26 protein-coding genes and 1 pseudogene are annotated in these 26,753 nt (G+C 60.0%); 13 read left to right on the top strand and 14 right to left on the bottom strand.

What is annotated here, in order from left to right; translation table 11 throughout:
* The first annotated feature begins 259 nt into the window (after positions 1 to 259).
* Together DW661_RS08075 and DW661_RS10510 are read left to right on the top strand one after the other, a co-directional pair.
* Positions 260 to 1,222 carry an Abi family protein gene (locus tag DW661_RS08075; RefSeq protein ID WP_117640141.1) on the top strand — a complete coding sequence of 321 codons (963 nt, stop codon included), beginning with the start codon at positions 260 to 262 and terminating at the stop codon, positions 1,220 to 1,222.
* Between the two features lie 375 nt (positions 1,223 to 1,597).
* Positions 1,598 to 2,144 (top strand): annotated as a pseudogene (locus tag DW661_RS10510) (YjdF family protein).
* 337 nt (positions 2,145 to 2,481) lie between these two features.
* Here the strand turns inward: DW661_RS10510 and DW661_RS08065 are convergent.
* From DW661_RS08065 to DW661_RS10120, 5 genes are all read right to left on the bottom strand, one after another.
* Positions 2,482 to 3,165 (bottom strand): hypothetical protein, encoded by a 684-nt coding sequence (locus tag DW661_RS08065; RefSeq protein ID WP_117640140.1) that lies wholly within the window; start codon positions 3,163 to 3,165, stop codon positions 2,482 to 2,484.
* Between the two features lie 414 nt (positions 3,166 to 3,579).
* Positions 3,580 to 3,834 carry a hypothetical protein gene (locus DW661_RS08060; RefSeq protein ID WP_117640139.1) on the bottom strand — a complete coding sequence of 85 codons (255 nt, stop codon included), beginning with the start codon at positions 3,832 to 3,834 and terminating at the stop codon, positions 3,580 to 3,582.
* 15 nt (positions 3,835 to 3,849) lie between these two features.
* Complete coding sequence (locus DW661_RS08055) at positions 3,850 to 4,473, bottom strand: DUF1700 domain-containing protein (protein ID WP_117640138.1); 624 nt, start codon at positions 4,471 to 4,473, stop codon at positions 3,850 to 3,852.
* On the bottom strand, positions 4,460 to 4,780 hold the full coding sequence (locus DW661_RS08050) for a PadR family transcriptional regulator (protein ID WP_197032260.1): 321 nt from the start codon (positions 4,778 to 4,780) through the stop codon (positions 4,460 to 4,462). The genes DW661_RS08055 and DW661_RS08050 overlap by 14 nt, the downstream gene beginning before the upstream one ends.
* A gap of 877 nt (positions 4,781 to 5,657) precedes the next feature.
* Positions 5,658 to 5,873, bottom strand: coding sequence for a hypothetical protein (locus tag DW661_RS10120; protein ID WP_118450766.1), 216 nt, complete (start codon positions 5,871 to 5,873; stop codon positions 5,658 to 5,660).
* A 295-nt stretch (positions 5,874 to 6,168) separates the two neighbouring features.
* Here DW661_RS10120 and DW661_RS08040 point away from each other — a divergent pair, with 295 nt between their 5' ends.
* From DW661_RS08040 to DW661_RS08030, 3 genes are all read left to right on the top strand, one after another.
* Complete coding sequence (locus DW661_RS08040) at positions 6,169 to 6,642, top strand: LytTR family DNA-binding domain-containing protein (protein ID WP_117640135.1); 474 nt, start codon at positions 6,169 to 6,171, stop codon at positions 6,640 to 6,642.
* On the top strand, positions 6,635 to 7,114 hold the full coding sequence (locus tag DW661_RS08035; RefSeq protein ID WP_117640133.1) for a DUF3021 family protein: 480 nt from the start codon (positions 6,635 to 6,637) through the stop codon (positions 7,112 to 7,114). The genes DW661_RS08040 and DW661_RS08035 overlap by 8 nt, the downstream gene beginning before the upstream one ends.
* 581 nt (positions 7,115 to 7,695) lie before the next feature.
* On the top strand, positions 7,696 to 8,115 hold the full coding sequence (locus DW661_RS08030) for a YjdF family protein (protein WP_117640131.1): 420 nt from the start codon (positions 7,696 to 7,698) through the stop codon (positions 8,113 to 8,115).
* 208 nt (positions 8,116 to 8,323) lie between these two features.
* On the opposite strand, the gene DW661_RS08025 is transcribed toward DW661_RS08030, so the two are convergent.
* Complete coding sequence (locus DW661_RS08025) at positions 8,324 to 8,773, bottom strand: hypothetical protein (protein WP_117640130.1); 450 nt, start codon at positions 8,771 to 8,773, stop codon at positions 8,324 to 8,326.
* A gap of 564 nt (positions 8,774 to 9,337) precedes the next feature.
* On the opposite strand from DW661_RS08025, the gene DW661_RS08020 reads away from it, so the two are divergent.
* From DW661_RS08020 to DW661_RS08010, 3 genes are all read left to right on the top strand, one after another.
* Positions 9,338 to 9,967 (top strand): class I SAM-dependent methyltransferase, encoded by a 630-nt coding sequence (locus DW661_RS08020; RefSeq protein WP_117563603.1) that lies wholly within the window; start codon positions 9,338 to 9,340, stop codon positions 9,965 to 9,967.
* Positions 9,954 to 10,559, top strand: a complete 606-nt coding sequence (locus DW661_RS08015; RefSeq protein WP_118935311.1) for a class I SAM-dependent methyltransferase — start codon at positions 9,954 to 9,956, stop codon at positions 10,557 to 10,559. Before DW661_RS08020 ends, DW661_RS08015 begins: the two co-directional genes overlap by 14 nt.
* Before the next feature lie 115 nt (positions 10,560 to 10,674).
* A complete protein-coding gene (locus tag DW661_RS08010) occupies positions 10,675 to 11,505 on the top strand; it encodes a class I SAM-dependent methyltransferase (RefSeq protein WP_117640126.1) in 831 nt (276 codons plus the stop codon).
* Positions 11,506 to 11,659: 154 nt separating this feature from the next.
* Here the strand turns inward: DW661_RS08010 and guaA are convergent, their stop codons facing one another.
* Complete coding sequence (guaA, locus tag DW661_RS08005) at positions 11,660 to 13,258, bottom strand: glutamine-hydrolyzing GMP synthase (RefSeq protein WP_035136929.1); 1,599 nt, start codon at positions 13,256 to 13,258, stop codon at positions 11,660 to 11,662.
* Between the two features lie 268 nt (positions 13,259 to 13,526).
* On the opposite strand from guaA, the gene DW661_RS08000 reads away from it, so the two are divergent.
* Complete coding sequence (locus DW661_RS08000) at positions 13,527 to 14,540, top strand: asparaginase (protein WP_118935310.1); 1,014 nt, start codon at positions 13,527 to 13,529, stop codon at positions 14,538 to 14,540.
* A gap of 22 nt (positions 14,541 to 14,562) precedes the next feature.
* Here DW661_RS08000 and DW661_RS07995 read toward each other — a convergent pair whose 3' ends face one another.
* Positions 14,563 to 14,781, bottom strand: coding sequence for a helix-turn-helix domain-containing protein (locus DW661_RS07995; RefSeq protein ID WP_118935309.1), 219 nt, complete (start codon positions 14,779 to 14,781; stop codon positions 14,563 to 14,565).
* Positions 14,782 to 14,857: 76 nt separating this feature from the next.
* On the opposite strand from DW661_RS07995, the gene DW661_RS07990 reads away from it, so the two are divergent.
* Positions 14,858 to 15,247 carry a hypothetical protein gene (locus DW661_RS07990; protein ID WP_118935308.1) on the top strand — a complete coding sequence of 130 codons (390 nt, stop codon included), beginning with the start codon at positions 14,858 to 14,860 and terminating at the stop codon, positions 15,245 to 15,247.
* A 9-nt stretch (positions 15,248 to 15,256) separates the two neighbouring features.
* Here the strand turns inward: DW661_RS07990 and DW661_RS07985 are convergent, their stop codons facing one another.
* The 6 genes from DW661_RS07985 to DW661_RS07960 form a co-directional block, all read right to left on the bottom strand.
* Entirely contained in the window at positions 15,257 to 15,640 is a 384-nt protein-coding gene (locus tag DW661_RS07985; RefSeq protein ID WP_118935307.1) for a DUF1648 domain-containing protein, read from the bottom strand.
* Between the two features lie 11 nt (positions 15,641 to 15,651).
* Positions 15,652 to 16,728 (bottom strand): redox-regulated ATPase YchF, encoded by a 1,077-nt coding sequence (ychF, locus tag DW661_RS07980; RefSeq protein ID WP_055309950.1) that lies wholly within the window; start codon positions 16,726 to 16,728, stop codon positions 15,652 to 15,654.
* 114 nt (positions 16,729 to 16,842) lie between these two features.
* The gene (locus DW661_RS07975) at positions 16,843 to 18,096 is read right to left on the bottom strand and encodes a 4Fe-4S binding protein (RefSeq protein WP_118935306.1); all 1,254 of its coding nucleotides are present in this window, start codon (positions 18,094 to 18,096) and stop codon (positions 16,843 to 16,845) included.
* A gap of 151 nt (positions 18,097 to 18,247) precedes the next feature.
* Positions 18,248 to 19,315, bottom strand: coding sequence for a glycerol dehydrogenase (locus DW661_RS07970; RefSeq protein WP_118935305.1), 1,068 nt, complete (start codon positions 19,313 to 19,315; stop codon positions 18,248 to 18,250).
* Between the two features lie 108 nt (positions 19,316 to 19,423).
* On the bottom strand, positions 19,424 to 20,524 hold the full coding sequence (locus DW661_RS07965; RefSeq protein ID WP_117628887.1) for a glycerol dehydrogenase: 1,101 nt from the start codon (positions 20,522 to 20,524) through the stop codon (positions 19,424 to 19,426).
* Between the two features lie 82 nt (positions 20,525 to 20,606).
* The gene (locus tag DW661_RS07960) at positions 20,607 to 21,830 is read right to left on the bottom strand and encodes an iron-containing alcohol dehydrogenase (protein ID WP_006234677.1); all 1,224 of its coding nucleotides are present in this window, start codon (positions 21,828 to 21,830) and stop codon (positions 20,607 to 20,609) included.
* Between the two features lie 500 nt (positions 21,831 to 22,330).
* Here DW661_RS07960 and DW661_RS07955 point away from each other — a divergent pair, with 500 nt between their 5' ends.
* The 3 genes from DW661_RS07955 to DW661_RS10365 are packed head-to-tail and all read left to right on the top strand — an operon-like array spanning position 22,331 to position 26,673.
* A complete protein-coding gene (locus DW661_RS07955; protein WP_118935304.1) occupies positions 22,331 to 23,407 on the top strand; it encodes a hypothetical protein in 1,077 nt (358 codons plus the stop codon).
* The gene (locus DW661_RS07950) at positions 23,407 to 24,450 is read left to right on the top strand and encodes a hypothetical protein (RefSeq protein WP_118935303.1); all 1,044 of its coding nucleotides are present in this window, start codon (positions 23,407 to 23,409) and stop codon (positions 24,448 to 24,450) included. Before DW661_RS07955 ends, DW661_RS07950 begins: the two co-directional genes overlap by 1 nt.
* 45 nt (positions 24,451 to 24,495) lie before the next feature.
* On the top strand, positions 24,496 to 26,673 hold the full coding sequence (locus tag DW661_RS10365; protein WP_233547481.1) for a MurT ligase domain-containing protein: 2,178 nt from the start codon (positions 24,496 to 24,498) through the stop codon (positions 26,671 to 26,673).
* The last annotated feature ends 80 nt before the right edge of the window (positions 26,674 to 26,753 follow it).

Raw genomic sequence — 26,753 nt, 5'->3', positions numbered from 1 at the left:
GGGTGCCCAATTGGGCGGAATCGCCCGTTTCTGAAACTCAACCGCAGCATCACGCGCAAGCCACTCGCAACAACTGCAAATGATTGGTCGCGAGCGGCTTCCAACGAGATTCCAAAGCCGCAGGTCAGGCGACTGCACTACTGACAGGGAAAGGGAGTCGTATCGGGCGGCTTGCCCATGAGTCGACGATGAGGCTTCCACCGAATGTCGAGGACATGCTGGTAAAATAGGCAATACTTTTTATGACAGGAGACCGAGCATGGCCGAACCCCACGATAGGAAGCCGATCCTCACGATCGAGCAGCAGATAGAGCACCTCAAGCAGAAGGGCGTAGCCTTCGAGCTGTGTTCCGAGGAAAAGGCCGCGGACTACCTGCGCGACAAGTGCAACTTCTTCAAGCTCGCATCCTACCGCAAACTCTTCTCGAAATACGAGGGAGGCCCGCGCGACGGCCGCTACGTAGACCTCGACTTCGGCCAGCTGCGCCTGCTCGCGGCGCTCGACCAGGAGCTGCGCCACGCCCTGCTCGGCATGACGCTCGACATCGAGCACTTCCAGAAGGTGACACTGCTTCGCGAGATGGAGGACCGTGGAGAGGACGGCTACGCCATCGTGGCCGACTACATGGCATCGCTTACCACTGCAAACAGGGAGTACCGCCTGCGCGAGCTCAAGATGAGCGGCCGCAGCCCCTACAGCTCGAGCCTCTACGCGAAGTACTCCGGCGACATGCCTGCCTGGGCCTTCCTTGAGCTCACCTCGTTCGGCACCCTCATCGACTTCGTGCGCTTCTGCGCCAGGCGATGGGGCGACAGGCGCCTCGAGGCCTCCCACTACGACCTCAAGCGCGTGAAGTCCGTCCGCAACTGCGCCGCGCACGGCTCGTGCCTGATCAACTGCTTCGCCGAGAGGGGCGCCGCCCGGGGCTCGGCGTCCAGCGGCGTCTCCCGAAGGGTGGCCGCCGTGGGAATTCCCAAGGCGACCAGGAGGAAGTGGATGGGGAATACGGCCATGCAGGAGGTCGCGACCGTGCTCGTGGCGCACTCCGGCTTGGTACCCGAGGGCTCCTCGCGCTCGCGCGCCGCATCCGAGCTCGCCGAGATGTTCGCCAGGGCCGACGGCGAAACCGAGGCGCTGCCCGGCAAGGGGCCCGACGCCGCAGCTCGCTCCGCGCTCGAGTTCCTTCGCAGGTTGACAGAATCGCTCGGGTTGGTAGAATAGCCTGCAGATAGCAAAACCTTCACGGTTTTAGGGGCGGACTTGCGCAAGCGACTCTGCCCTATTTTTATATTCACTCGCTATAGGAGACGGGTGATACCTGGGTCAATGACAGAACTGAGAAGCCCGGAATAATGGAGCCAGTTAGAAACCCTCGGGTTTGCGGGGCGGGATCGTGAGAGCGATTCTGCCCTATTTTTTCCTCCGTCTGCCCCAAACCAAGTAGTTCGAAGATAGCCTGTAGGTGTCCTCGTGGGCGCCTTTTATTTTCAGGGAATCGGCCGCTTCATGAACGAGCGACCGGCTTGACCTAGATCGAACCGCCTTCATCTCCGTCTAGGCGCCGGCAATCAACATCGTAAATCCGCGCGTGCTACAATGCGGGCATCAGAGATGAAAACACAGTCCCCGTCGGGTAGTCGCGGGCGTGCGGGGGTCCGCATCAGTAACCTGCCTCCTTGGTTGTCCCTTCTCTGCATGGTCATCTACATAAAGGAGGAACCAGCCATGCAGATCAGCGTGTCGCCCACCCTGACCGTATATCACGACGGCCAATTTTGGGTCGGGCTGGCGGAACACGCCGAGGACAGAACATACGGCGTCGCCCGCATCGTCTTCGGCGCGGAACCGTCCGATGAGGAAATCCTGCAATTCGTTACAAGCAAATGGGCGGAGCTCGCGTTCTTCGGTGGCGATCCCGCCGAGACGAGCAAGCCCGCAAAACCCCAAGCGCCGAGCCCGCGAGGCGTCGAAGGCCCTTAAGCAGCCGGCGATGGGCACCAAGGCGCAGCAGGCGCTCGCGAGTCAGCGGGAGGCGATGAAGCAGGAATCGGCCCGCGCAAGAAGCCAGCGTCGCGCGGATGAGGCGGAGGCGCGCTTCGAGCAGCGGAAGTTGAAGCGCAAGCAGAAGCATCGTGGGCATTGATACCGCCATCGACCCATATATAGCAGCAAGCGTAGCTTCGATTGAAACTACGCCTGCCACCTGGTGCTATAACGTTATACAGAACGTGTGTTCTACTCCCACTCAGTGATCAAATCGTGCACTTCCATAGCCTCTCGTCTACATGGTATACCGTTGTCTCCCCTTTTTTCAGAGTTGGGCGATTTTCGGGCACCCAAGCTGAACTCAAATTGAACTTAACGACGGCTTATCGGTCGGGGGCTTCCTAGCGAGAATATACAGAGGCGCACATTTCGCAGGGAACCTCCCATTCGTTATTTTATCGGGATGCTGTCAAGGCAGCGTCAATGCGTTTGACCTACACCTTCTCGCTTGTCGAGGCTTCGTCTGCAGGACCATCGGAATCGATACGGAATCGATCGGCATACCATTCATCCGAAGCAATCACCTTATGGAGCATCTGGAGATGCAGGTCGACATAGTGGCAGAACGCCTTGCCGTATTCCACGAGAGGCACATTGTTTCTCTCGTTGGGCTCGGCTCCAAAATTAAACTCGACCTCATAGCCCTCCCCAGGCACACCAATGCTCGACAGAATATCAGTGGAGAAGTGAACGAATCCAGACGTCACCTTGTATACATCTTTTACCTTTGGATCGAACTTCTCGAGTAAGTCTTGAAGTCTTCTATCAGACATCTTCTCACCCGAGAAATCTTTCAGCTTGTTCGCAGGCACACCTTGAAACACCTGCTTGAGAAAGTCATCCTGGTCTTCCGCGGCGAATAACGCGAATGTCCTCAGGCAGACTCCAACCTGTGCGCGGAGAAGCTGGGCGACGCAAACAAGATTCCTCGACTCGAGCATGGAGATGAATCCGTCTATCAATCTCATCGCATATTCAGAGGAGGATGCCAGATATAGATCCCATTGGGTAAAGTCACCGTTCATGAAGGGAATCACTGCATTGCGCTCGGCGACTCTCAAGGCACTCAGGCTTTGTTTTATTTTCTCAGCTTCTTGTTTGAACTGTTCGATATCCAAAATGCCCCCAAATGCCGGCTTCTCAACAAATCAGAAAAAGCAAGAGAGACAGAGATTAGGTTCATGCTCCACTGAACCCACGCTTCCAGTCGAGGTACTCCTCCTCGGAGATCTCCCCGGAGTCCCGTCTCTCGCGCCCCTCACGGAACTGTCCATATCAGTGTAGCCAATCCAAGCACAGTCCCACCGCCCGGCCCAGTCGCTCCCCGTCCTGCGTGACCCCGTGAAGGCGGAGGGGCGTGACTGTCGTCATCGCGTTCCTTTCTCCTCGTACTTTTTTGGGCATGCGTAGCGGGCCCCCGCGCGGCGCTGAGAGCGAATCGGCGCAGGCTTGAGACCAGTTGCGCTGGAGCCGAGGTTCGGGTTTCGCCGGCTTACGCAGCTTGGCGGACGGAGCGCCCGGGCTCCGCGCCCCTAGGGCGCGGCGGGGTCCGCAACGTTGGAGGTGTCGATCTCGCCCAGATTGGCGAGCTGGCTGATGAACGGGACACTCTCGTGTTCGTCCACCTCGACGCCGCCGAGCACGATGGTGCTGTCGCGCGTATCGATTTGGGTTGTGAACACGGCCGGGTCGAAGCCCGAGGCGATAAAGCCAATGCCCGCGAGGACAACACCCGCGGCAACGAGCCCGCCCGCCACAGCGAGGTAGATCTTCTTCGCGCTGGTCATGGTACTCACTCCTTTCTACGCTGCGAGATGCGCGGCAGCGCCGCCCTTCTCGCCCTTACCCTTCCAGAAAGGCGAGGCGGCCTTCCCCGCCCAGAGCGCCGAGAGGCGCGCGATCCGCTTGGATGCCTCCCAGGCGCCCGCGCCCACGAGGAGGGCCACGCCGATGAAAGCGAGCCCGCAGCCCAGCATCACGATCACGTAGGGCACGTGGCCGACGGCCACACCCGCCGCCACGAGCGCGAGCGACGCCGCGCCCACGGCCCCGAGGGTCGCGGCGATGACCCACACGCAGAGCGCCAGCACCCAGATACACACGTAGACCGTGACGGCCACCGCCGCGAAGGCCAGCAGGAGCGGCACCCACACCGGCGACCCCACGATGGTCAGCACCCACAGCAACGCAGTGCTGCGCCGGCGCGTCTTCGCAATCGCGCGCGGCACGGCGGGCAGGTCGTCGAGCGTGGCCTCGGCAACCTCGCCGGGGGTGCCCATGGCGGCCACGGCCTCCTCCTCGCTCATGCCGTCCTCCATGCGGTCGGCGATGGCCTCCGCGTAGAACGCCTTGGTCTCCTCCACCTGTTCGGCCGGCAGGCAGGCGAGCAGCTCGCCCAGCCGGCCCAGGAACTCATCGCGCGTCATGGTGCGCCCCCTCAACGTATGTGTAGATCTCCCGTACGGACGGCCACTCGGCCAGGAACTCCTCGATGCGCGCACGCCCATCGTCCGTGATGCGGTAGTAACGGCGCAGCCGCCCGTTGTGCTCGGCGGAGCGCGCCGTGATGCACCCGGCTTTCTCCAGGCGCTTGAGCAGCGGGTAGAGCGTCGACTCCGTGAGCCCCATGCTCGCCGGCACGTCCTTCACGATCTGGTAGCCATAGGACTCCTCGCCGGAAATGGCCGCGAGCACGCAGGCCTCCAGGAAGCCACGCTTCATCTGGGCCTCCATCCGCACACCTCCTCTCGTCATATACTGTGCTATACACACTATACGATGCAAGGTATTAGGCGTCAACTACCATCGTGAAGATTCTTCGGTCCCCGCACGCGGTCGCGGATGACTGCCCGTCCCGAGCGAAACCCACAGGCGCCAACGCGACCTGAACGCGGCGCTGTACCCCGAGATCCGGGGTACGGTCCACCTTTCGGCCCAACCATGGGATTCGAAAGGCCGAAGACGCCGAGAGAGATCCGGGCAGGACGGCGCCAGGTGGTTTTCAACCCCGTCAACGGTTCGCGAGCTCTGGAATATTGCCCGCAGGCCACGGGAAGAGCTCCAACCGAAAGTAATCATCGCCAGCAGCTCTATCTCGCGAAACGTCCTCGTGAAGCCGCACGTGAGTGCACCCGAAACCGCATGAGTCCACTATGAGCGCATTCTTTTGACGTTTTGTTCCCGAAGCAAGGGGCCCCGTCGGCCTGGCGCTCGACCCCATCAATACGACGCCACTGTTCTCCCGATGGAGCAGGACAGCATATTCGTCTCGTTCATGCAGGTAGATAGTGCCGTTGGCTTGCGTGTATCCAATTTGCTCAAACATCACGGCATACACGATAAGGTACGAGAAAAACGAGGGAGACCGCATTCGGCCTCCCTCTTAGCGACGTGAATCGTAGCTAGCGGCTTTACCGTCTTACGTTTCCACAGATCAGAAGGGATGTGCAAGAGCGATGACCGAAAGAATCGTCGCAGGCGGCTTATTCACCCAAGAGTTCAACGGTTCCACTTTCAAATGCATGGGGAAATGCGAATGACCTCAATGTGCTCCCGAACTCGGCGTTAGCGTTAACGCCGACTCCGTCGAGCGAAGACTTGCTAATATGAGTCACAACACCGTCTCCAAGGCCGATATGCCCAAGATGGCTTCCAACTGGGGGCAGGGTTTGCCGATAGGAACAACATGAAGAAATGCAGTCCCCTTGGAATCCTGCTCGGTGATTCCGTCAGCGTTCTTCTCAAGGCAATCCAGAAGAGCAATCGGATCGCCCATCACGTCAGGTGGCGGAGTTGGCATGGAGGGCAGGTTCTTGTTGGTATCCACCCATTGTACGCCCGTCGTCGTGCACGACCAATCGGACAGCTTCCCGGATTCGATAGTTGCATGCGAGGGGGTTCTTCGAGCTAAGTGCTCTTGAGCATGGCGTTTCACGTGCCGGTGTTCATGAGCGGCAAGGATTGCTTTTTCGGGCTCGATCCGAGGATGCGTGACTACGGTCTCTCTTGCTGTTCAGCTCGCCTAGTCTGCATCTTGGTTCCTCGACTGCGCAGCTTGGTTAAACGCCGAAGGTTCAGCTATCTTCGTCAGCTAGCATGAGAGCAACCCGAAGGGAGGACGCATGAAGATCACAATCGAAGAGCGAGAAGCAGCTCAAGATATAGAAGTCACGATCGTCTGCGTAAGGGTCGATCGCCGCGTGCTTGATATAGCGGCTCGGCTGCGCATGCTTGACAGGAAGGTGACGGGCACGGCCGACGGCTGCACGCGCGTGCTGAGCGCAGAAGACGTCCTGTTCATCGAGTCGGTCGACAAGCACACGTTCATTTATACGGCCGACACGGTTCTCGAAACGGGCCTGCGCCTTTACGAGATGGAGGGGCGCCTGGCGGACTGCGACTTCCTGCGCATCGCGAAAGGTTGCATCGTCAACTTCCGCGCGATCACCGCCCTCAAGCCCGACGTCAACGGCAGGATCATCGCCACCTTGGAAAACGGTGAGCAGGTCGTTATCTCGCGCCAGTATGCGCCCGACGTCAAATCGAAGCTCGGTCTGAAGCAGTCGAAACGAAGGAAGGGAGACCGAAATGATTAACAGGGACATTATCGACACCGATAAAAAGACGCCCGCGGAAAACCTCGGACAACTCGTGAAAAGCACCTGTATCGGCTTCACTGTTGCCATGATAGCCTTCTTGGCATTAGGGACTTGTTTCGCTGATGACACCGCCAAGCAGGGCATTAACTATTGCTGGTCGATTCTCGCCGCGTGCGTCACCGTCCCCGCGCTGCAGTTCGTGTTCTTCACGCCCGCGGTGATCAGACAGATGGCGTATCCCGCGCGCCTGGTGCTGTTCGACGTTTGCCTCTACGCAGCCCTCTGTGCATTGGCGTTTGTCTTTGCTTGGGTTCCCGTGAACAACCCCGGGGCGTGGGTTACCTTCACGGTTGTCTATCTCGCCATCCTGGCGGTCCTCACTCTTGCTTTCAACGCCAAGCTGAGCCGCGAGACCCGCGAATTGAACGACAGGCTCGCGGAATACCGCAAGAGCAGGGAGACGGAATAAGGGTATAGCTGAGCATTATCGATGCTGGGCAAATCCTTACTCCCGATCCTCGGATTACCGCCCAGCGCGAGGACCTGATACCAAGGCCGGCGCAGGGCGATGCTCGGCCCCGTTCGCTACCCCAAGCGCTTCCTGCGCGATCACGCCCTTGTAGCCCCCCGTTCGCGCGCATAAGCGGGTTCATGTGCAGGGGAATGTCGATCCAGGTGCCGCTTGCTCGGTCAGCTTGATCGGATTGGAGGAAGACGACCTCGTGTTCAGCATAGACGATGGCGAAACTTCCTACGTATTGCGGTCTACCCAAGCCATCATTCGGTCCTCCTCGGTTTCGAAACTCGAATTTTTTTTAAAGTTTCGAAACCGGGGAGGCAATATGCACGGGGATGCATCGAGGAGCAATTCCCAGTCGTGCCATGTCAGCAGCGATGCCGGGCGCATTCACGCGTGCTACAATGCGGGCACCAGAGATGAAAACACAGTCCCCGTCGGGTAGTCGTGGGCGTGCGGGAGTCCGCATCAGTAACCTGCCTCCTTGGTTGTCCCTTCTCTGCATGGTCATCTACATAAAGGAGGAACCAACCATGCAGATCAGCGTGTCATCCACCCTGACCGTATATCACGACGGCCAATTCTGGGTCGGGCTGGCGGAGCATGTCGAGGACGGCAGATACGGCGCCGCCCGCATCGTCTTCGGCGCGGAACCGTCCGATGAGGAAATCCTGCGATTCGTTACAAGCAAATGGGCGAAGCTCTCGTTCTTCGGTGACGAGGCCACGGAAATAAGCAAGCCCGCGAAGAATCCCAAGCGACGCGCTCGCGAGGCAGCGAAAGCCCTTAAGCGGCCCGCGGTGAGCACCAAGGCACAACAGGCGCTCGCAGCACAGCGGGAAGCGATGAAGCGGGAGTCGGCTCAAGCAAGAAGCCAGCGTCGCGCGGATGAGGCGGAGGCGCGCTTCGAGCAGCGAAAGCTGAAGCGCAAGCAGAAGCATCGTGGGCATTGATCGCCATGTGCAGCAAGGCAGACCATATACAGCAGTGGGGCCAGTTCCACTTGAAGCCGACGCCGCGTAGACGCTGATGGTGACGGCTATGCACGGGCACGGGCGCACCGCCGCACTTCACAGCTTGTTTCTCAAGTATTTGGGACGCACACGCGGCGTTCAAAAATGCGGAGCGACTCCACATGGCTCGAGACTGAGCCGAGGTGCCCTACTTCTCGCCCTCCAGCAGCCCCACGATACGGTCGATGTCGACGGCGAAGCGGGGCCTTCCCTCGCGCTCGCAGCGGTCGAGGTACGCCTGGCACTCGGAGACAATGCGCTTGGTGTTGCCGTCGATGATGCGCTGGAGCGTCTCGTAGTAGGCCGAGCCCTCGGTCCTGAAGCGGCGCTGGTAGGACTTGGTTATGGGGAACATCTTGATGTAGTGGATGCCGTGGCGACAGCCGGGGCTCGTCGTGGGGCGGGGTGGCAACGCAAAGTACTGGTCTTTGGGCACGTTGGGGGCGATGTTGGAATGCAGCGGCACGGCGAAGTCCCTGCGCTTCCCGCGGAAACGCAGCCTCACCACCACGATGCAGGGGAGATTGTGCTTAAGCATGAGCTCGCGGTCGCCCTCGACGAGGTCGAAGAAGTCCTGGGAGATGGATACGATCTTCATCGGTTGCGCCCCCTCATACGAAGCGGGGCCCGCATCGCTGCAGGCCCCTACAGGTGGGCGATATTCTACGCCTTGCGGCACCCCGTCGCCCACGGAGGTTAAACGTACACGTAAGCCGTACTCTGAAAGCCGCGGCTTCCGGCAAGTAGTTTATGCCACGAAAGGTCGCTTTCAACGCGCATAGCTCGCAAAATAACACTCGCTGGGCCGTCACCCCTGGCTGTTACCCTCCAATCTTCATTGGAGTCAGCAGGTCAATTCATATAGTTATGGGGGGGGGTATCCTAAAGGAAATCAATTTTATACCCCCATAACTAAGGAATTTTCTATTCCCACTCAATGACTAGGGCCCTGGTGTAATTGGCTGGATCACCGTTCCGGGAACCGGTATCGACCTACCTGTCCGCCAAGCTCCTTCTTCAGCTCCAGCTTAGTATCTGACTCACACCGTTATAAGCAAAACCGAAGAGATGCGTCTTGGCCAAGAAATAAGGTTAGCCTTATCTTACTGCATGATTCGTGTGTTATAGTTAGATTGCTCTAACTGTTTGGGGGGCGATAGCCATGCACGAACGCAAGGGCTTCTGGGACAAGAATGCCGGTCGGTACGACCGTTTCATGCGAAAGGACCGGGCGGCGTATGAGAAGATGTATGAGCTGATCAGGCCGGTGGTGAAAGCAAAAACCGTACTGGAGGTTGCCACCGGCACGGGGCTTATCGCAAAGAGCATCGTGGATGCGGCGGTGCACATCGAGGCTACGGACGCTTCTGCACAGATGATCCTTGAAGCAAAGCGGGACAATCAATCCGCAAAGCTGCACTTTTCCGTACAAGATATGTTCCGCCTGCCCTATGCACAGAAGTCCTTCGAAGTGGTGATCGCGTCCAACGCGCTTCACATAGTGCCGCATCCGGAAAAGGCACTGCAAGAAATCAGGCGGGTACTGAAGGACGACGGCGTGCTCATCGCGCCAACCTTCACCCACGCGGGGAACTCGGTTTCCGGCAAGGCAAAAGCCTTTTTCATGAGTATGGCGGGATTCCCCCTCCACAGCAGGTGGACAAGCGAGGAATACCTGCGTTTCCTGCGTCAAAACGGCTGGGCGGTGCAGAAAAGCGCGGTGCTGAAGGCCTCGTTCCCATTGACCTATGCGGAATGCACGAAATCGGAGGGGCCAGATGTCGTTCTTTGAAAACACCCGCAAGCCCGTGGGCCTCGGCGGAAAACTTATGGTTGCCATGATGAATCTGGGCCACAGCCCTGTGGCGCGGTGGGGACTTCGATTTCTACGACTTGCGCCAAATGCCAAGGTGCTGGATTGCGGCTGCGGCGGCGGGGCGAACATAAAACGGCTGCTGAAAAAATGCCCGCATGGCGTCGTCAAGGGCGTCGACTATTCGCCCGTCAGCGTGGAGAAGACTAGAAAGCTCAACCGAATTGCAATTCAGGAGGGGCGTTGCGCCGTTCTGCAAGGCAGTGTGGCGGATATGGTGTATGAGGATAGCTACTTCGATGCCGCCACGGCCTTTGAGACCGTCTATTTTTGGCCTGATTTGCCCCGATGCTTCCGTGAGGTCTGGCGGACGCTGAAGCCAGGCGGGACAATTCTTATCTGCAACGAGAGCAATGGCGATACGGACAAGGACGAGAGGTGGACGCAGATCATCGGCGGCATGACCATCTACAAGGACATTGAATTAAAGGCATGTCTGGAGCAGGCGGGTTTTCACGAGGTGCAGATACACAAAAAGAAAAAGTGGCTCTGCGTCACGGCGCGGAAGTAGGGGTATCAAGCACGGGCATTTTTGCATCCATCCTGCACATGGCGATAGGCATGACGGTCATAGCGGCTATGCTGGCGGCAATTATGACAGTTTTTATTCACTGAGGAAGAAACCTATGAAATGTAAAATTGAGAAAAACACCGTGCAGGAGACGCTGATCCTCCCGCTGTATTCCCGGAAGCTGTGTACGGAGTTGTACCCGAACCTTTACAGGGATGAAACAGCGGTTCGTCTGCTCGACCAGATCGACTACGACTTTTCAGAGGCAGAGAAAAACTCCCGCAGCCTGATGCAGCGCTTTGGTGCGCTGGAGGTGGCCACACGGCAGAGTGATCTTGCTTTCGAGGTGCGGGATTACCTGAAAGGCCACCCCAATGCGGCGGTGGTCAATCTGGGCTGCGGGCTGGACAACACCGGCAGAACCTGCGACAACGGTAGATGCAAGATCTACAATCTGGACTTCCCGGATGTGATTGCCTTGCGGCAGCAGCTACTGCCCGCCGGGGATCGAGAACAAAATATCCCCTGCGACCTGAAAGACACCGCATGGTTTAGCAAAATCGATGCCTCCCGCGGGGCGGTGTTCTTTGCCTCCGGGGTGTTCTATTACTTTCTGACCCAGCAGGTCCGGGAACTGGTGCGGGGGATGGCGGACGCTTTCCCCGGCAGTGTGCTGGTCTTTGATGCTGCCAATCGGACGGCGGTAAAGATGATCGCAAAAACATGGCTTAAGACTGCAAAAATCAAGGATGTGGGGGCATATTTTGCGGTTTCGGATGCCGCCAAGGAAATCGGCACGTGGGACAGCCGTCTGCAGGTCACAAGTCGCGGCTATATGCTGGGCTACAACGATTTGAGAGACTCTTCTGTCAGCTGCTTTTTCCGGTTTCTCGCAAGGGTCGGTGACAACGGGATGAAAATGCAAATCGTGAAAATAAGATTTTGAGAGGCGAAAACGAAGCGCATTCACTTTGACGTCGAAGAAGACGGCTTTTACGGCGCATATTGGGCGTGCAAGGACACGCATACAGCAGCGGGCACGGATTCAATTGAAACCGTGCCCGCTATCTGATACTATATTATTTTATCGAACGTATGTTCTATTCCCACTCAATCGTCGCGGGCGGCTTGGACGTGATGTCGTAGCACACGCGGTTGGCGCCGGGAACCTCGGCCACGATGCGGCCGGAGATGCGGGCAAGCACGTCGTAGGGCAGCTTGGCCCAGTCGGCGGTCATGGCGTCGCTGGACTCGACGGCGCGCAGGATGATCGGGCGCTGATAGGTGCGCTCGTCGCCCATAACGCCGACGGACTTAATGTCGGGCAGGACCGCGAAATACTGCCAGCAGCTGTGCTCGGAGTTGCGCTCGCCGGTCTGCTCAAACAGACGCTGGTTGTAGGCGTCGAGCTCCTCGCGCACGATGGCGTCGGCGTTCTTGAGGATCTCGAGCTTCTCCTTGTCGACCGCACCGATGATGCGGATGGCCAGACCCGGGCCCGGGAAGGGCTGACGGAACACGATATGGCCCGGCAGGCCGAGCGCCAGACCAAGCGCACGGACCTCGTCCTTAAAGAAGTGGTCGAGCGGCTCGATGAGGTCGAAGTGCACGCCCTCGGGGAACGGGATCAGGTTGTGGTGGCTCTTGATGGTGGCCGTCTTGCCGCCCGTCTTGCGAGCGCCAGACTCGATGATGTCGGGATAGATGGTGCCCTGAGCCAGGTACTTGACCGGCTTGCCATCGGTCTCGAGCTGCTGCGCCACGGCGAAGAACTCTTTCCAGAACTGCGTACCGATGATGCGGCGCTTCTCCTCGGGCTCGGTCACGCCGGCCAGAAGCTCGGCATAGCGGTCCTCGGCGTGGACGTGGATAAAGTCGACGTCAAACTGCTTGGTGAAGACCTCCTCCACCTGCTCGGGCTCGCCCTTGCGCAGCAGGCCGTGGTTGATGAACACGCAGGTCATCTGCTTGCCCACGGCGCGAGCGCCCAGCGCAGCCACGACGGAGGAGTCGACGCCGCCGGACAGGGCCAGAATCACGCGGTCGTCGCCGACCTTCTCGCGGAACTCGGCCGTCATGGTCTCGACCAGGTTGTCCATGCTCCAGTTGGGCTCCAGACCGCAGATCTCAAACAGGAAGTTGCTCAGCAGCTGCTGACCGTACTCGGAGTGCTTGACCTCGGGGTGGAACTGCGTGGTGAAAATCTTGCGCTCGACGCACTCCATGGCGGCAACCGGGCACACGTCGGTGCTGGCGGTAACGGTAAAGCCCTCGGGCACCTCGGACACGGCGTCGCGGTGGCTCATCCACACGGTCTGCTCCATGGGCGTGGAGTTAAAGAGCTTGGCGCCTGCCGTGCGCGTGATAGTGGCGCGGCCGTACTCGCCCACCTCGGAGTGGCCGACCTTGCCGCCGAGCGTCACGGCCGTGATCTGATGGCCGTAGCAGAAGCCCAGGACGGGAAGGCCCAGGTCAAAGATGGCGGGATCGATGGACGGAGCGTCCTCGGCATACACGGAAGCCGGGCCGCCGGAAAGGATGAGCGCAGAGGCGTTCATCTCGCGAATCTCATCGGCCGAGATGTCGCAGGGAACAATCTCGGAATACACGTTGAGGTCGCGGACGCGACGGGCAATGAGCTGACCGTACTGCGCACCAAAGTCGAGTACGAGGACCTTTGCGGAAGCCTTTTGATCCATGGTTTCCCCCTCTTGTTGGCGGGGAGCCGGTGCCCACCCGCGTGAATGAACAAAAATAACTTTCATAGTGTACACGTTATATGGGGTTTCTCGTCCCTCACAGCCATCAGCGCACGGCAAACGCACGACCTGGGCCCCTATTTGACGGCAATTGAAGTATTACCAAACGTTACAGATGATGTAATACGCTTGAACATTGGACGCCCTGTGCCACAATACTGCCGAACGACTCCGCCTCTGCGGCGGCAAATACGATAGGAATACCAGCATGAAGCGCATCCTTCTCATCGCCACGGGCGGCACCATCGCATCGACCGAGGACGGCAACGGCCTCTCCCCCGCCCTGACCGGTGAGGAGCTCGCCCAGAGCGTCCCCGAGATTTCGGGCCTCTGCGAGCTCGACGTTGTGCAGCCCATGAACATCGACAGCACCAATATGCGCCCCAGTGACTGGATGCGTATCCGCGACGTCATCGTCGAGGGTTATGCCGACCACGACGGCTTCGTGATTCTGCACGGCACCGACACCATGAGCTACACCGCGGCGGCGCTTTCCTACCTGATTCAGGACAGCCCCAAGCCCATCGTACTCACCGGCTCGCAAAAGCCCATGGGCAATCCCTTTACTGACGCCAAGCTCAACCTGTACCAGAGCCTGCTCTATGCGCTCGACGAACACTCGCACGACGTCTCGATCGTGTTTGGCGGCGTCGCCATTGCCGGCACGCGTGCCCGCAAGCAGCGCACCATGAGCTTTAATGCGTTCATTAGCGTCAACTATCCGCCCATTGCCTATATCCGCAACGACCGCATCGTTCGCAACGGACTCCACGGCACTCACCAGAACGAGAACCCGGTTCGTTTCTACGACAGCATCGACCCGCGCGTATTTGTACTCAAGCTTACGCCCGGCGTAAACCCGGGCATCCTCGACGCCCTTGCCGATAGCTACGACGCCGTGATTCTGGAGACCTTTGGCATTGGCGGTATCCCCGAGTTTGGCGAGTCGGACGAGTCGTTCCAAGAGGCGATTTTCCGCTGGGTCGATTCGGGCCGCACCGTCGTTATGACCACGCAGGTCCCCGAAGAGGGCCTTGACCTGGGTGTTTATGAGGTCGGCCGTGCCTACGCCGATCATCCGGGCATTTTGCGCGGCGATGACATGACCACCGAGACGCTCGTGGCCAAAACCATGTGGGCACTCGGCCAGTCACGCGATGCCGCCGAAATCCAGCGCCTGTTCTACAGCCAAGTCAACCACGACCGCGTCCCGATGGCGTAATACAGTTATCGACGGGTATCCCCTATTCGATCCCCTCGAGAAGCTCTGACACCGTCATGCCGAGTGCGGGCGCGATCTTAAATAGAACCTTGAGCGTGAAATTTGCCGTCCCATCTTCGATTCTGTCGAGATAGGGACGGCTGATTCCTGCTGCCACACAAAAATCGACCTTGGAGATACCAAGGTCCTTGCGCGTCTGCTCGACTCGCTTGCCAAGAATCTGTTTCGCACGTTCGTCCATGCAGCCGAGTTTGAAATGGAGCTGAACAAAAACGTAAACTATAGTTTACGTTTTGCCGAATACACAGGAGTTTTCTATGTCGGGTTCTTCGGTCCGCATGCACCGAACTACGCTTCGCACAAACAGCGCACCGCCCAAGCTCGTCGTTGTTGAAGCTGAATGCCTTTCGCCCGATGAGCGCACAGCATTTGCATTGCTATCAAGTCGCGTCGCCGCCGTTCTGGTCCCTTGCCCGGCGCAAGGTGAACTTGCCATCCAATGCCAAGCGCACAGCTGCTCGCTCAATCAGGCTGCCGTAATCGCAACCAGCCAACGCGGTCTGCCCCTTCTCCTGGAAGCCGGTACCGCGCTCACCCTTCGCGGCGCCGGATACGAAAACGAGGCCGCCGCCGATATGGTCTTTAAGCCACGATCGAGCGGCGGCCTCGCAGCAGCCATTGAATATGCGTGCAGGCTCGTTGCCTAAAAGGACAGGCTAGAAACCAAAGCCAAAGCCCGTTCCGGTAATCGCCGAGTACATAAAGTAAACGTTGATAACGTTGAGGAACACACCCGTGATGCAACCGTTGCGCAGATAGCGCTCGCACACGATGCGCGCCATGGCGGCGGAGTCCTCATTGTTCTTGGCCTGGCGTCCCGCCGTAAAGTACGTCGCCACGCTCAGCAGCAGGTTGAGCACCGGCAGTGCCAGCAGCTCGTAGCTCTTGCCCCAGCGCGTCACCTCGCCGGCTGCGTTAAACTTCGTTGCTACCTCGGAACCAATGTTGGGGATAACAAACGCTGCGACCACCAGCGGAAGCACCGCGAGCACCAGCAGCGCGATGCCCATGTAGCCGGCTTTTTTGCCATATTTAAACATGCGCGTCGTCCTTACACGTTAAAGCGGAAGTGCACGACGTCGCCATCGGCCATGACATAGTCCTTGCCCTCGATGCGCAGCTTGCCGGCGGCCTTGGCGCCCTGCTCACCGCCGAGCTCGATGTAGTCGTCATAGCCAATAACCTCGGCCTTAATAAAGCCGCGCTCAAAGTCGGTGTGGATGACGCCGGCGGCCTGCGGGGCGGTCGCGCCCTGACGTACCGTCCAAGCCTTGACCTCCATCTCGCCAGCCGTAAAGAACGACTGCAGGCCGAGCAGCTTATAGGCCGCCTGCGCGAGCACGTCCAGGCCGGGCTGCTCCAGGCCCAAGCTCTCCAGGTAGTCGGCCGCGTCCTCGGGATCGAGCTCGGAAAGCTCGGCCTCGATCTTGGCACAGATGGGCAGCGGCTTGACGCCGTCGATGGGCGCCAGGTCCTCGTTGAGCATGTCCTCGTCTACGTTGGCCACGTACAGGATGGGCTTCATGGTGAGCAGGAACAGGCCCTTAGCGGCAGCACGTTCCTCGTCGGTCATCTCCATGGACGCGGCGCGCTTGCCCTCGTTGAGCCAGGCAAGCAGGCGCTTAGCGACCTCGAACTTGGGCATGAGCTCCTTGTCGCGCTTGGCCTCTTTCTCGAGCTTGGGCAGCTGCTTCTCGAGCGTGCCCATGTCGGCCAGGATAAGCTCGGTCATGATGGTGTCGGCGTCACCGGCGGGATCGACGAACTCGCCCGTGCGGCCCACCTCGCGCATAACGTTGGGGTCCTTAAAGTAGCGCACGACCTCGCAGATGGCGTCGGTCTCGCGAATGTTGGCCAGGAACTGGTTACCCAGACCCTCGCCCTCGTTAGCCCCCTTCACCAGACCTGCGATGTCGACGAACTCGACCGTCGCTGGCACAATGCGACCCGGGTTAACGATGTCGGCGAGCTTTTGCAAGCGGCTATCGGGCACATCGACGATACCCACGTTGGGGTCGATCGTGGCAAACGGGTAGTTGGCGGCAAGGCCGGTCTTTTTGGTAAGCGCGGTGAACAGCGTCGACTTGCCCACGTTGGGCAGGCCCACGATACCGATGGAAAGGGACACGACAGCTCCTTTTGGTACAAGCATTTCAAACTGCATAAGTATAGCGCCACCGCAGCATCTGGGCGAACCCAGACGCCACGGCGGCACGAATGAAGCAGAGATAGGGCTCGCTGACTAGTCCGCGAGCTTTTCCACCTGGTCGAGCATCTTGTCAAGCTTGGCCTTTGCCTCGGCCTTGACCTTCTCAGCTTCTTCGTGAGCCTTCGCCTTCTGGGCGGCCTTTTCCTCGGCTTCGGGATCGACGACGACCAGATTGGACGCGTCATGCTTAACTAACTTGAGCGCATGCTCGGGGCACACCTTGACGCAGGCACCGCAGCCCAAACAATACGTGGACTCCAACGCAAAGCGGCCGCTTCCCACCAAATCGCAGGCGAACGTGGGACACACATTGACACACTCGCCACACGACGTGCACTTGTCAAAATCACACTCAGGCGTGCTCACCTGCATGTTCTGGGCAAGCTCGGGGTGGTTTTGCAGCGTCGAGAGCACCAGTTGGCGCCCGTGCGTGAGCAAACGGCGACGTTTGGTCGTCGTGGTGCCGCACATGGTGTTGAGCGTACGCTCGAGCTGCGTGATCTGATGGCGATGGGCTTTGAGCTTCTGCGTCACCGAGGCCAGTGCCGCCGTTGCCGGATTGAGCTTTGTCACGGTAAGGCCCGTGGTGCGGGCGATCTTTTCCATGTACTCCTTGCGCTCGTACTCGCGGCGCTTATGGCACTTGAGGCTCTTGGGATCGACCTCCAGACCCATGCCCGTGCCCGCCCACTCCTCGGCGGTAGCAATGGCCTCGCCCAAGATGTCCTCGCCACCGGTGTTACGGCACTTATCGCACACGCCCAACGGCAGGTACACGCTCACATTGGGATAATCGGCCAGCACCGAGAACCAGGTCTCGGCCGTAATATCGCCCACACAGGCAACGACGACCTCGTTCTCGCGCGGCATGCGCTTAAGAGCACGCGTGCAGGTAACGTAGGCGGTCTCATGACTCGTAGCAGCAGAGACGATATCGTCATACAGGTTTTTGGGCGCCAGGCGCGGCGAGATGATCGCCTCGGTCGGACAGGCAGCGGCGCACAGGCCGCACTTGCGACAGGAGTCGAGGATCTCGATGGCGTCTTCCTCGACCTCGATGGCGTTGACCGGGCACACGTCCATGCACGCGGTGCAGCCGCTCTTCTCGTTTTTGCAGGCCAGGCACGGAATGGTGTTTCCGCGCGGACGCTCCTTGTAGTCGGCAGGATTCCACTGCGGCGCCGACGGATCGAGTGCATCGGTCACACCGCCAAGCGGGTTTTTAAGAAAGTCGAAACCCTTGCTGATCTCGATAATGTCATCAAACAGATCGTGTTCCTGCGCCATGCGCGGCCCCTCCCTGAGCAGTGCAAACAAGCAAGAGATAATGATACGCCATCGGTCCACGCCTCGGGCAAATTACACGCGGAGCATCTTTGCGGCAAATAGCCCATGGCCTATCGCCGCCTCGATTGCACAAGGTCAATCAAGCGCCAAACTATGCCTCGCGCATGAGCTCGACAAGCTTTTGTTTGGTCACCTTGGCCTGCTCGTTGGCCATATTGCGTTCGTTTCTAAAGGCCGCATCCGCAACGCTCATCAGGTCGGCATCGGAAATCTCGCCAAGGCCCAGCTCCTCGAGCGTCGTCGGCAGACCGACACGCCGGCAAAACTCAAGCACCTGATCCAGCTCGGGCGCACGCTCCAGGCGCAGTTGAACCACCAGACCAAACGCCACGGCCTCGCCGTGCATGGCCTTGCACTCAGGCAGAATCGTCAGGCCGTTGGCGATGGCATGCGCCAGCGCCAAACCGCCACCCTCAAAGCCAACGCCCGAAAGCAGAATATTGCACTCGATCAGGCGCTCAACCGCTAGTGACATGCGGCCCTTCTTGAGATCGCGCTTGGCAGCGACACCGCACTCCATAAGTGTGTCATAGCAGGCACGAGCCGCAACCAGGGCCATGTGCCCCGGCGCGCCACCGTGCTCGTTCGCACCTCGCGCCGCGGCGCACGAACGCGCCTCGAAGTACGTTGCCAGCGCGTCGCCCATACCAGCGACCGTCATACGCAGTGGGGCCGCCGCGACCACGTTGGTATCGACCACGACCAGGTCCGGATTCTTCTCGAGCATCAGGTAGCGGTCGAACGACCCATCCTCGTGGTACAGCACCGAAATCGCGCTGCACGGACCGTCCATCGAAGCCGCCGTGGGGCATACGCACAACGGCAGCTCGGCATAAAACGCTACTGCCTTGGCGATATCGAGCATCTTGCCACCACCGATACCGACTACCATGTCGCAATACTCAGCCCGGGCTTCCTTAGCCATTTCGGCAACAGCATCTTCCGTACAGGGACCGTTGTAAATTTTAAAGAACGGCTCGCTTAGATCTTCATCCAGAAATCCATCGACGATCTGCCTGCACAGCCGATCCTCGGTGCCCTGGTCAAACAATACATAGGCAGCGCAGCCCAACCATGACAAATACCTGCCCTGACGCGAAAGTTCGCCCGGCCCCTGAACATACCGGCCGGGACCGCCATAAACCATAGGAAGCGCCATACGCGAATCCGCCCTTCATCAAACAAAGATTGATGCAAAGCAACCTGTCCCCCCCCTGCACCAACTTGTGCATTGGAACAGGTTACTTTGCCCCTTCTTTAGCGTGATTTACTCATCCATGAGGTAGTAGTGACCCAGTGCGTCGGCACCCAGAATGGCGTTTGCGACCATCTCGGGCGTCACCTCAAACGGCATGTTGCACATGGTGTCATCGGGCGCGCAGGCGGCCTCGGCAACAATCATGGCCTGCTCGCGCGTAAGCTCGGCAACGCCAAGTTCCTTCATCGTGACCGGCAGGCCCAGCTCAATGCAGAAGCCCAAGACTTCCTCGAGTTTCTCAGTCGGAGCATCTTCGAGTACCAGCTGGACGATGGTGCCAAAGGCGACCTTCTCGCCGTGATACATGCCATGGCACTCGGGCAGCATCGTCAGGCCATTGTGGATGGCATGAGCAGCAGCAAGACCCGAGCTCTCAAAGCCAATGCCCGAAAGCAGCGTGTTGGCCTCGATGATATGCTCGACGGCAGGCGTCAGCGCACCCTTCTCCAGCGCGACCTTGGCCTTGACGCCATCGGCCATAAGCGTCTCGTAGCAGAGCTTGGCGAGCGCCAGGCCGGCCATTCCGCCCTTGCCGCCGGCGCAAGTGCCACCGTCGGCATCATGCGTCGCCTGGGCCTCAAAGTAGGTTGCGAGCGCATCGCCCATACCGGAAACCGTCAGGCGCACCGGGCTCGCCGCGATAACCGTCGTATCCATCAGGACAATGTTGGGGTTTGCCTTAAGGAAGAGATATTTATCGAACTGGCCATCGTCGGTGTAGAGCACCGAAAGCGCCGAACATGGGGCATCGGTCGAAGCAATGGTGGGGCAAATGATAACCGGGGACTCCAGGTAATAGGCGACGGCCTTCGCGGTGTCGAGGATCTTGCCGCCACCGACGCCGACGATGATGTCGCAACCGTTGTCGCGAGCGAGCGCGACCAGGCGATCGACCTCGCCCTTGGAGCACTCGCCGTTAAAGTCCTCAAACAGCAGCTCGGCCTTAGCCTCGGCAAAACCGCCCTCGATCTTGGCACCGACGCGCTTCTTGCCCGAAGGCGTCACGACGACGAGGGCCTTAGCGCCGAGCGGCTCGACATAGGAGCCGAGCTTGGCGAGCTCGTCCGGACCCTGGATGTACTTGCTGGGGCTATTGAAAATTGCAGCCATAACTATCCCATTCTCTAAAAGAAAAAGAAAGGGGCTCCGTACAGATACGTGCGGAGCCCCTCGTTACGATAACAAGAGTCGATTAGAAATCGATGTCGGTGTCGTAGTAGCAGGCCTTGAGAATCTTCTCGAAGTCGGCAGCCTTGGTCTCACGCGGGTTCTCGGGCGTGCAGGCGTCCTGCTCGGCGTTCGCGGCGATCTCGGGGAGCTTGGCGAGGAACTCCTCCTCGGAAACCATCTGCGGGTTCTCGGCGTCGACCTTCACGCCACCATTCGCGTAATCCTTGATGGACTGCGGAATGTTGAGCTGGTCGTTGAGGTCGCGGATCTTCTGGACGAGCGCAGCGATGAGCTCCTCGTTGGTCTCGCCGGGAAGGTGCAGGATCTCCTTGGCCACGTAAGCGTAACGCTCGGCAGCACGCGGGTCCTTGGAGTTCCACTGGATGACCTTGCCCAGGTACATGGCGTTAGCAGCACCGTGGATGATGTGGCCGTTCTCGAAGGCAGCACCGGTCTTGTGAGCCATGGAGTGAACGATGCCGAGCAGGCCCGAGGAGAAGGCGATACCGGCGATGCACTGAGCCTCGTGCATGTGCTGACGGGCCTCATGGTCGCCAGCATAGGACTTGGGCAGCCACTCGACGATCTCGCGGATGCCGTGCAGGGCGTTGGCGTCGGTGAACATAGAGGCGCAGGTGGAAACGTAGGCCTCCATGCAGTGGGTCAGAGCATCCATGCCGGTGTGAGCGCACAGCTTGGCGGGCATGGTGTAGGTGAGCTCGGGGTCGACGATGGCGACATCAGGGGTGATGTTGAAGTCGGCCAGCGGGTACTTGATGCCCTTGGCGTAGTCGGTGATGACGGAGAACGCGGTGACCTCGGTAGCGGTGCCGGAGGTAGAGGAGATGGCGCAGAAATGAGCCTTCTGACGCAGCTCGGGGAAGCTGAACGGCTGGATGATGTTATCGAAGGACTCCTCGGGATACTCGTAGAAGACCCACATGGCCTTAGCGGCATCGATGGGCGAGCCGCCGCCGATGGCGATAATCCAGTCGGGCTCGAACTCGCGCATGGCCTCGGCGCCCTTCATGACCGTCTCGATGGACGGGTCGGACTCGACGCCCTCGAACAGCTTGACCTCGAAACCGCCTTCCTTAAGGTCGTTCTCGACGTCCTGCAGGAACCCGCCGCGGCGCATAGAGCTGCCGCCAGAAACGATGATGGCCTTCTTGCCCTTGAGGTTCTTCACCTCGTGGCGAGCGCCCTCACCAAAGTACAGATCGCGAGGATTGGTAAAACGTCCCATACTGTGCCTCCTAAACAAGCCCCTCTTAGACTTGCGTATATAACGGAGCACCCGATTGGCTCCGTTAGGACCGTTTTGCGCGTTGCCGGCGATGACAATGCGCGATGTCTAAACGTCTCAACGCTCAGACAAACACTATTTTACCGTTCTGGTTGGTCAGTTATTCACCTAAAGCCGACAATGATGAAACGTTTTTTCTATCCCTGAAGACCCTTGTGGGGCATTCATACTCCCAAGCTGGGCAAACGTTTTATCAAGGTTGACTACATATCCCGGGCAGGACGGTGCTTCTCCAAAATGTGCCCCGTTCGCCGCCAAAAATCGACCGTTTGCGGCACCGTGATACCACTCGGTCGTCCAAGGTGCCGACATTTGTGCGACATCCGTCTTCGTGGTGCAAAGGTGCAAGTCTAAGTGCGACACCCCCGGTGTGCCACATGCGGGTAAACTAGAACCTTATATAGAGACATTTGAACCCTAACCGCAGCAAAGGAGGCCCCATGGCATTCGATCCCATTCAAGAGGATTGCCATCGCCTCGTTCTTGAGGCCTTGCGCCGCGACAATATCCCGCTCACCGACGGCACCGCCGTAGAACGTCTGATGGAACAATTCACCCGCAACCCCGCGCCGCTCATCGTGCACGACCGTGACCGCGCCGGGCATCTCATTGCCAAGGTGGTCGAGGCTGTCGACTACCGCATTCCCTTTATCCCTGACGATACCCAGGCAGAGCAAGAAGAGGGCGCTGCCGAGAACATGCTTCGCGAGGCCGCCGCACTCGATCCGGCCAACTGGGATGCGCAGCGCATGTTGTGCGCCCTCACCGCTGACTCCAACGAGGAATACGTACAGTACTTGGTATCCAAGTGCGATGAAGTCGAACACGACCTGGCGCTCAAGATCGCCTCGGCGCAGGACCCCTACGAGCGCGAGGCCGCAGGCGACCTGACCCGCCGTCCCTACCTGCGCTGGCTTGCCGCCTTGGCATCGCGCGCGCTCATTAGCGGCCGCTACCGCATGTCGTTGGATGCCGCGAATCGCAGCCTGGACTTTGCGCCCAACGACCCCGCCGGCGTCCGCCATACTGCGATGCTTGCCATGGCAAAGCTCGAATACCCCGCCGAGGAGCTCAAGCGCTTTCGCTCTGCCCACTCCGTCCCCTATCTCGCCAACACGCCGCTGCGCCGTCGTCCCAAGGACGCGGAGCGTGACTTGGACCCGTGGACGCTCATCGCGCTGATGAGCGCAGCCTGGCGCGAGCTGGACTACGAGGGTGCCGAGCACTACCTGCGTATCCTTGCGCGCTCGTGCCCGCACGCAGCCGAGGCGCTCTACTTCCAAACCGAGTTTCCCGATGGCGTCTATGCCCGCGTCAACGTGGGTGCAGGCTCCACCGACGAGCTCGTCCTTGCACTCTCCGAGGCGACGCCGGTACTGCAGGAGGGCCTGGGCGCGCCCGACAACGCCAGCTTTGCCGCCTGGGTCGCCACCAACGACATCGTGCGCTCCCAGATCGACGAGCGCATACTGCGGGCGGCCGAGCAGGGCTTGCCGTTTAAGGGAGGAGACCTCTAATGGATCCGAGCGTCTACATCCCCGCCTACCTGGAGCGCACCTATCTGGCGTCGCACCCCGAGCTCACCGATGCAGCACGCGAGCTTGTCCATAACGACATTAGCGCGAATCCCCAAAAGTATGCGCAGTCCGAGCATGCTCAGGCGCTGCTGTCCTATGCCGGTGTTCATCGCCACCTGCTCGACGAGCTCCATCGCATCGAGGACATGGGCAGCGACGAGGAGTTTGAGCAGACGCGCAACCGCCTGTTCGACGATATGCGTGATGAGCTGCTCAAGATCGTCCGCATCGATGCGCATGTCCTCGATGCCCAGCTGCTCGCCATCATTTTGGCGGACACGCCCGTTGACGCCTGCCTGGGCGACCTGATGAAGCTCGAGGCGAGCACGGCCGACTACCTGCAACAGAGCGTGCCCGGGTTTGATATGGAGGCCCCGCACTATTGGGCCAATAATGTTTTGGCCGACGGTGTCACCGCAGCGGACCTTACCGTGAGCGAGCCGGCCCTTATCGGGTGGCTTCACACACTCGAGGCCATCTCGCAGCTGTGCATGGCGAGCGCTCGTTACCGCGCCGCCGCCAACTATGCTCGCCGTGTCCTTAAGGCGGAGGGCTATCCCACCCGAGCCGCCGGCACCGTATTGCTTGCCCTCGCCCGCTTGGAAGACCAGGACGGCTTTTTTGCCCTGGCGCATCAGCTCGAGGAACAGATGGGGGCAGACGCACTCGAAAACTCTCCTTGGTACCTGCTCGCCCGCACGATCTTGCTGTTCAAAACAAACAAGATGCGCCCGGCGGTGCGTGCGCTGCGTGAGTTCGCTAACCGCTGCGAGGGCGGCGCGTTCTTCTTGCTGAATCCCATGTACCAGACGCCGTATCTTCCCTGCCGACCCGAGCCGCGCGACCCCTGGGACCTTTCGCACCAGGCAGTTTGGGAGGCCGACGGCATTATCTCGGACACCCCCGACTTTGCCCCCTGGGCCAACGCCTGCGAAGATGTATCGCAGCTCGCCCAGGAATTTGCGCGCCGCTACGGCTTTTAGCGACGCGATCGCCCCGACCATGTCATCTATGTTAGGAACGGCTTCATGAACCTCCGCTCATCTCTCGCCTGCACCTCGAGCGATATCGCCCGCTGGGGACTGCGCTCTGTCCTCAAACGCCAGGGTGGCGTGCTTCCCGGCCGCATCGCCATGAAGATCGACCCCGAGCTGCTAAGCGACCTCGCGAGCCTGGTCGACCGCAGCGTGGTGATTACCGGTACTAATGGCAAGACCACCACCTCCAACCTCATCGCTGACGCCGTTGCTGCCAGCGGCGCTACCGTGGTGTGCAACCGTGCCGGCAACAATATGGAGCCTGGTGTGGTGGGTGCTCTGCTCGAGGCCCGCGGCAGCCTTAAGCACACCAGCAGCGGCAAGCGCGTGGGCGTTTTTGAGTGCGACGAGCTCTACACCGTACGCGTTCTGCCCAAGCTCAAACCGACGTACTTTGTGCTGCTCAACCTGTTCCGCGACCAGCTAGACCGCTACGGCGAGATCGACCATACCCAAGACGTCATCGTCCATGCGTTGGAGCTCTCTCCGGCAACAACGCTCATCTACAACGCCGACGATCCGCTGTGCGCCTCGATCGCCGCGCGCGTCCCCAACACGAGCATCGCCTTTGGCATCGACGGCGCCACAGGCACCGAGTCCGACCGCATTAGCGACTCGCGTTTTTGCTCGCAGTGCAACGCCCCGCTGGAATACGACTATGTGCAGTACGGACAGCTGGGCGCCTATCATTGCCCTTCGTGCGGCTGGGGTCGCCCCGCGCTGCTCCGCCGCGTGACGGGCGTTGAGCTCGGCTGCGACGGCTACGGCTTTGACCTGGCCTTTGGACCCGAGGCCAACGCGCCCGCCGTGCACATCGCCACGCGCTACAACGGCCTGTACATGGTCTATAACGTCGCCGCCGCCTTCTTTGCGGCGCACGAGCTGGGCGTGGACGCGGCACATCTGCAGCCCACGCTTAATGCCTACGTGCCCGCCGGCGGACGCATGGGCCGCTGGGATATTGCCGGCCGCACCGTCGAGGCCAACCTGGCCAAGAATCCCGTGGGCTTCGATCGCCAGATCCAGTCCATTAAAACGGCAGGTGGCAGGCTCTGCGCCTTCTTCCTAAACGATAACGATGCCGACGGCCACGATGTCTCGTGGATCTACGATGTCGACTTCGAGCGCATCGCCGACACGCCGGATCTTGTCGCCTTTGCCGGAGGCACGCGTGCGCACGACATGCAGGTACGCCTCAAGTACGCCGGCATCGATGCCGCGATTATCTCGGACGTCGCGCAGGCGATCGGCGCCGTGGCAGACGAGGCCGCCGATGACACCTTCTACGCCGTCGCCAACTACACGGCCTTCCCGCCGCTGGTCAAGGAACTCGACGGGCTGAAGGGTGCCGATGCAGCCACGGTTGCCGCCCGCGCCGCAGTCCGCGCCGACGGCAGCGCTCTTCCTGTCGGTATCGCGCCAGTCGAGCTCTCGCGCCCGCTGCGCATCGTCTACCTGTATCCCGATGCCCTCAACCTCTATGGCGACGGCGGCAACGTCATCGCCCTCGAGCGCCGCTGCGCCTGGCGCGGCATCCCCGTTCGCGTGGATGAGGTCCGCATGGGCGAGGTGCTCGATCTGCATGATGCCGATATCGTCATGATGGGCGGCGGATCCGATCGCGACCAGCTAGCCGTGGCACACGAGCTGCTCGCCCAAAAAGACAAGGTCGCAGCCTATGTTGAGGACGGCGGTTCGCTGCTCGCCATCTGCGGCAGCTATCAGCTGCTCGGCCGTTCGTACTATATGGGCGAAAATCGCATCGAGGGCCTGGGCGTCATTGCCGCCGAGACCGTACGCGGCTCCGACCGCCTGATCGGCAACGTCGCCGTCAAGACCGACCTGGCACCCGAGCCCTTTGTGGGATTCGAGAACCACGGTGGCCGCACGCTTTTGGACGCCGATGCCACGCCGCTCGGAACGTCCGTCGTCACGGGCACCGGCAACAACGGCGACGATGGCTTTGAGGGTCTCATCTACAAGGGTGTCATCGGCACGTACCTGCATGGCCCGGCGCTGCCCAAGAACCCCGAACTCGCCGACTGGCTCATCGCCCACGCCCTCGAACGCCGTGGCGACGCACAGGCCGCCGCCCTGTTGCCGCTCAAACCCCTCGACGACGCCTACGAGCACGCCGCCCACGACGCCGCCATGAAGCTCCTCCCCTAGCACCCCACCACCACAAAGGGGACAGGTACCTTTGTGGTGGTTGATTTCCGATCTCAGCCGAACACATTGAGCAAATAGGC

The organism is Collinsella sp. AM24-1 (assembly GCF_003470325.1).
In the GTDB taxonomy this organism is placed as follows: Bacteria; Actinomycetota; Coriobacteriia; order Coriobacteriales; family Coriobacteriaceae; genus Collinsella.
This window is presented reverse-complemented; position numbering and strand designations above follow the sequence as displayed.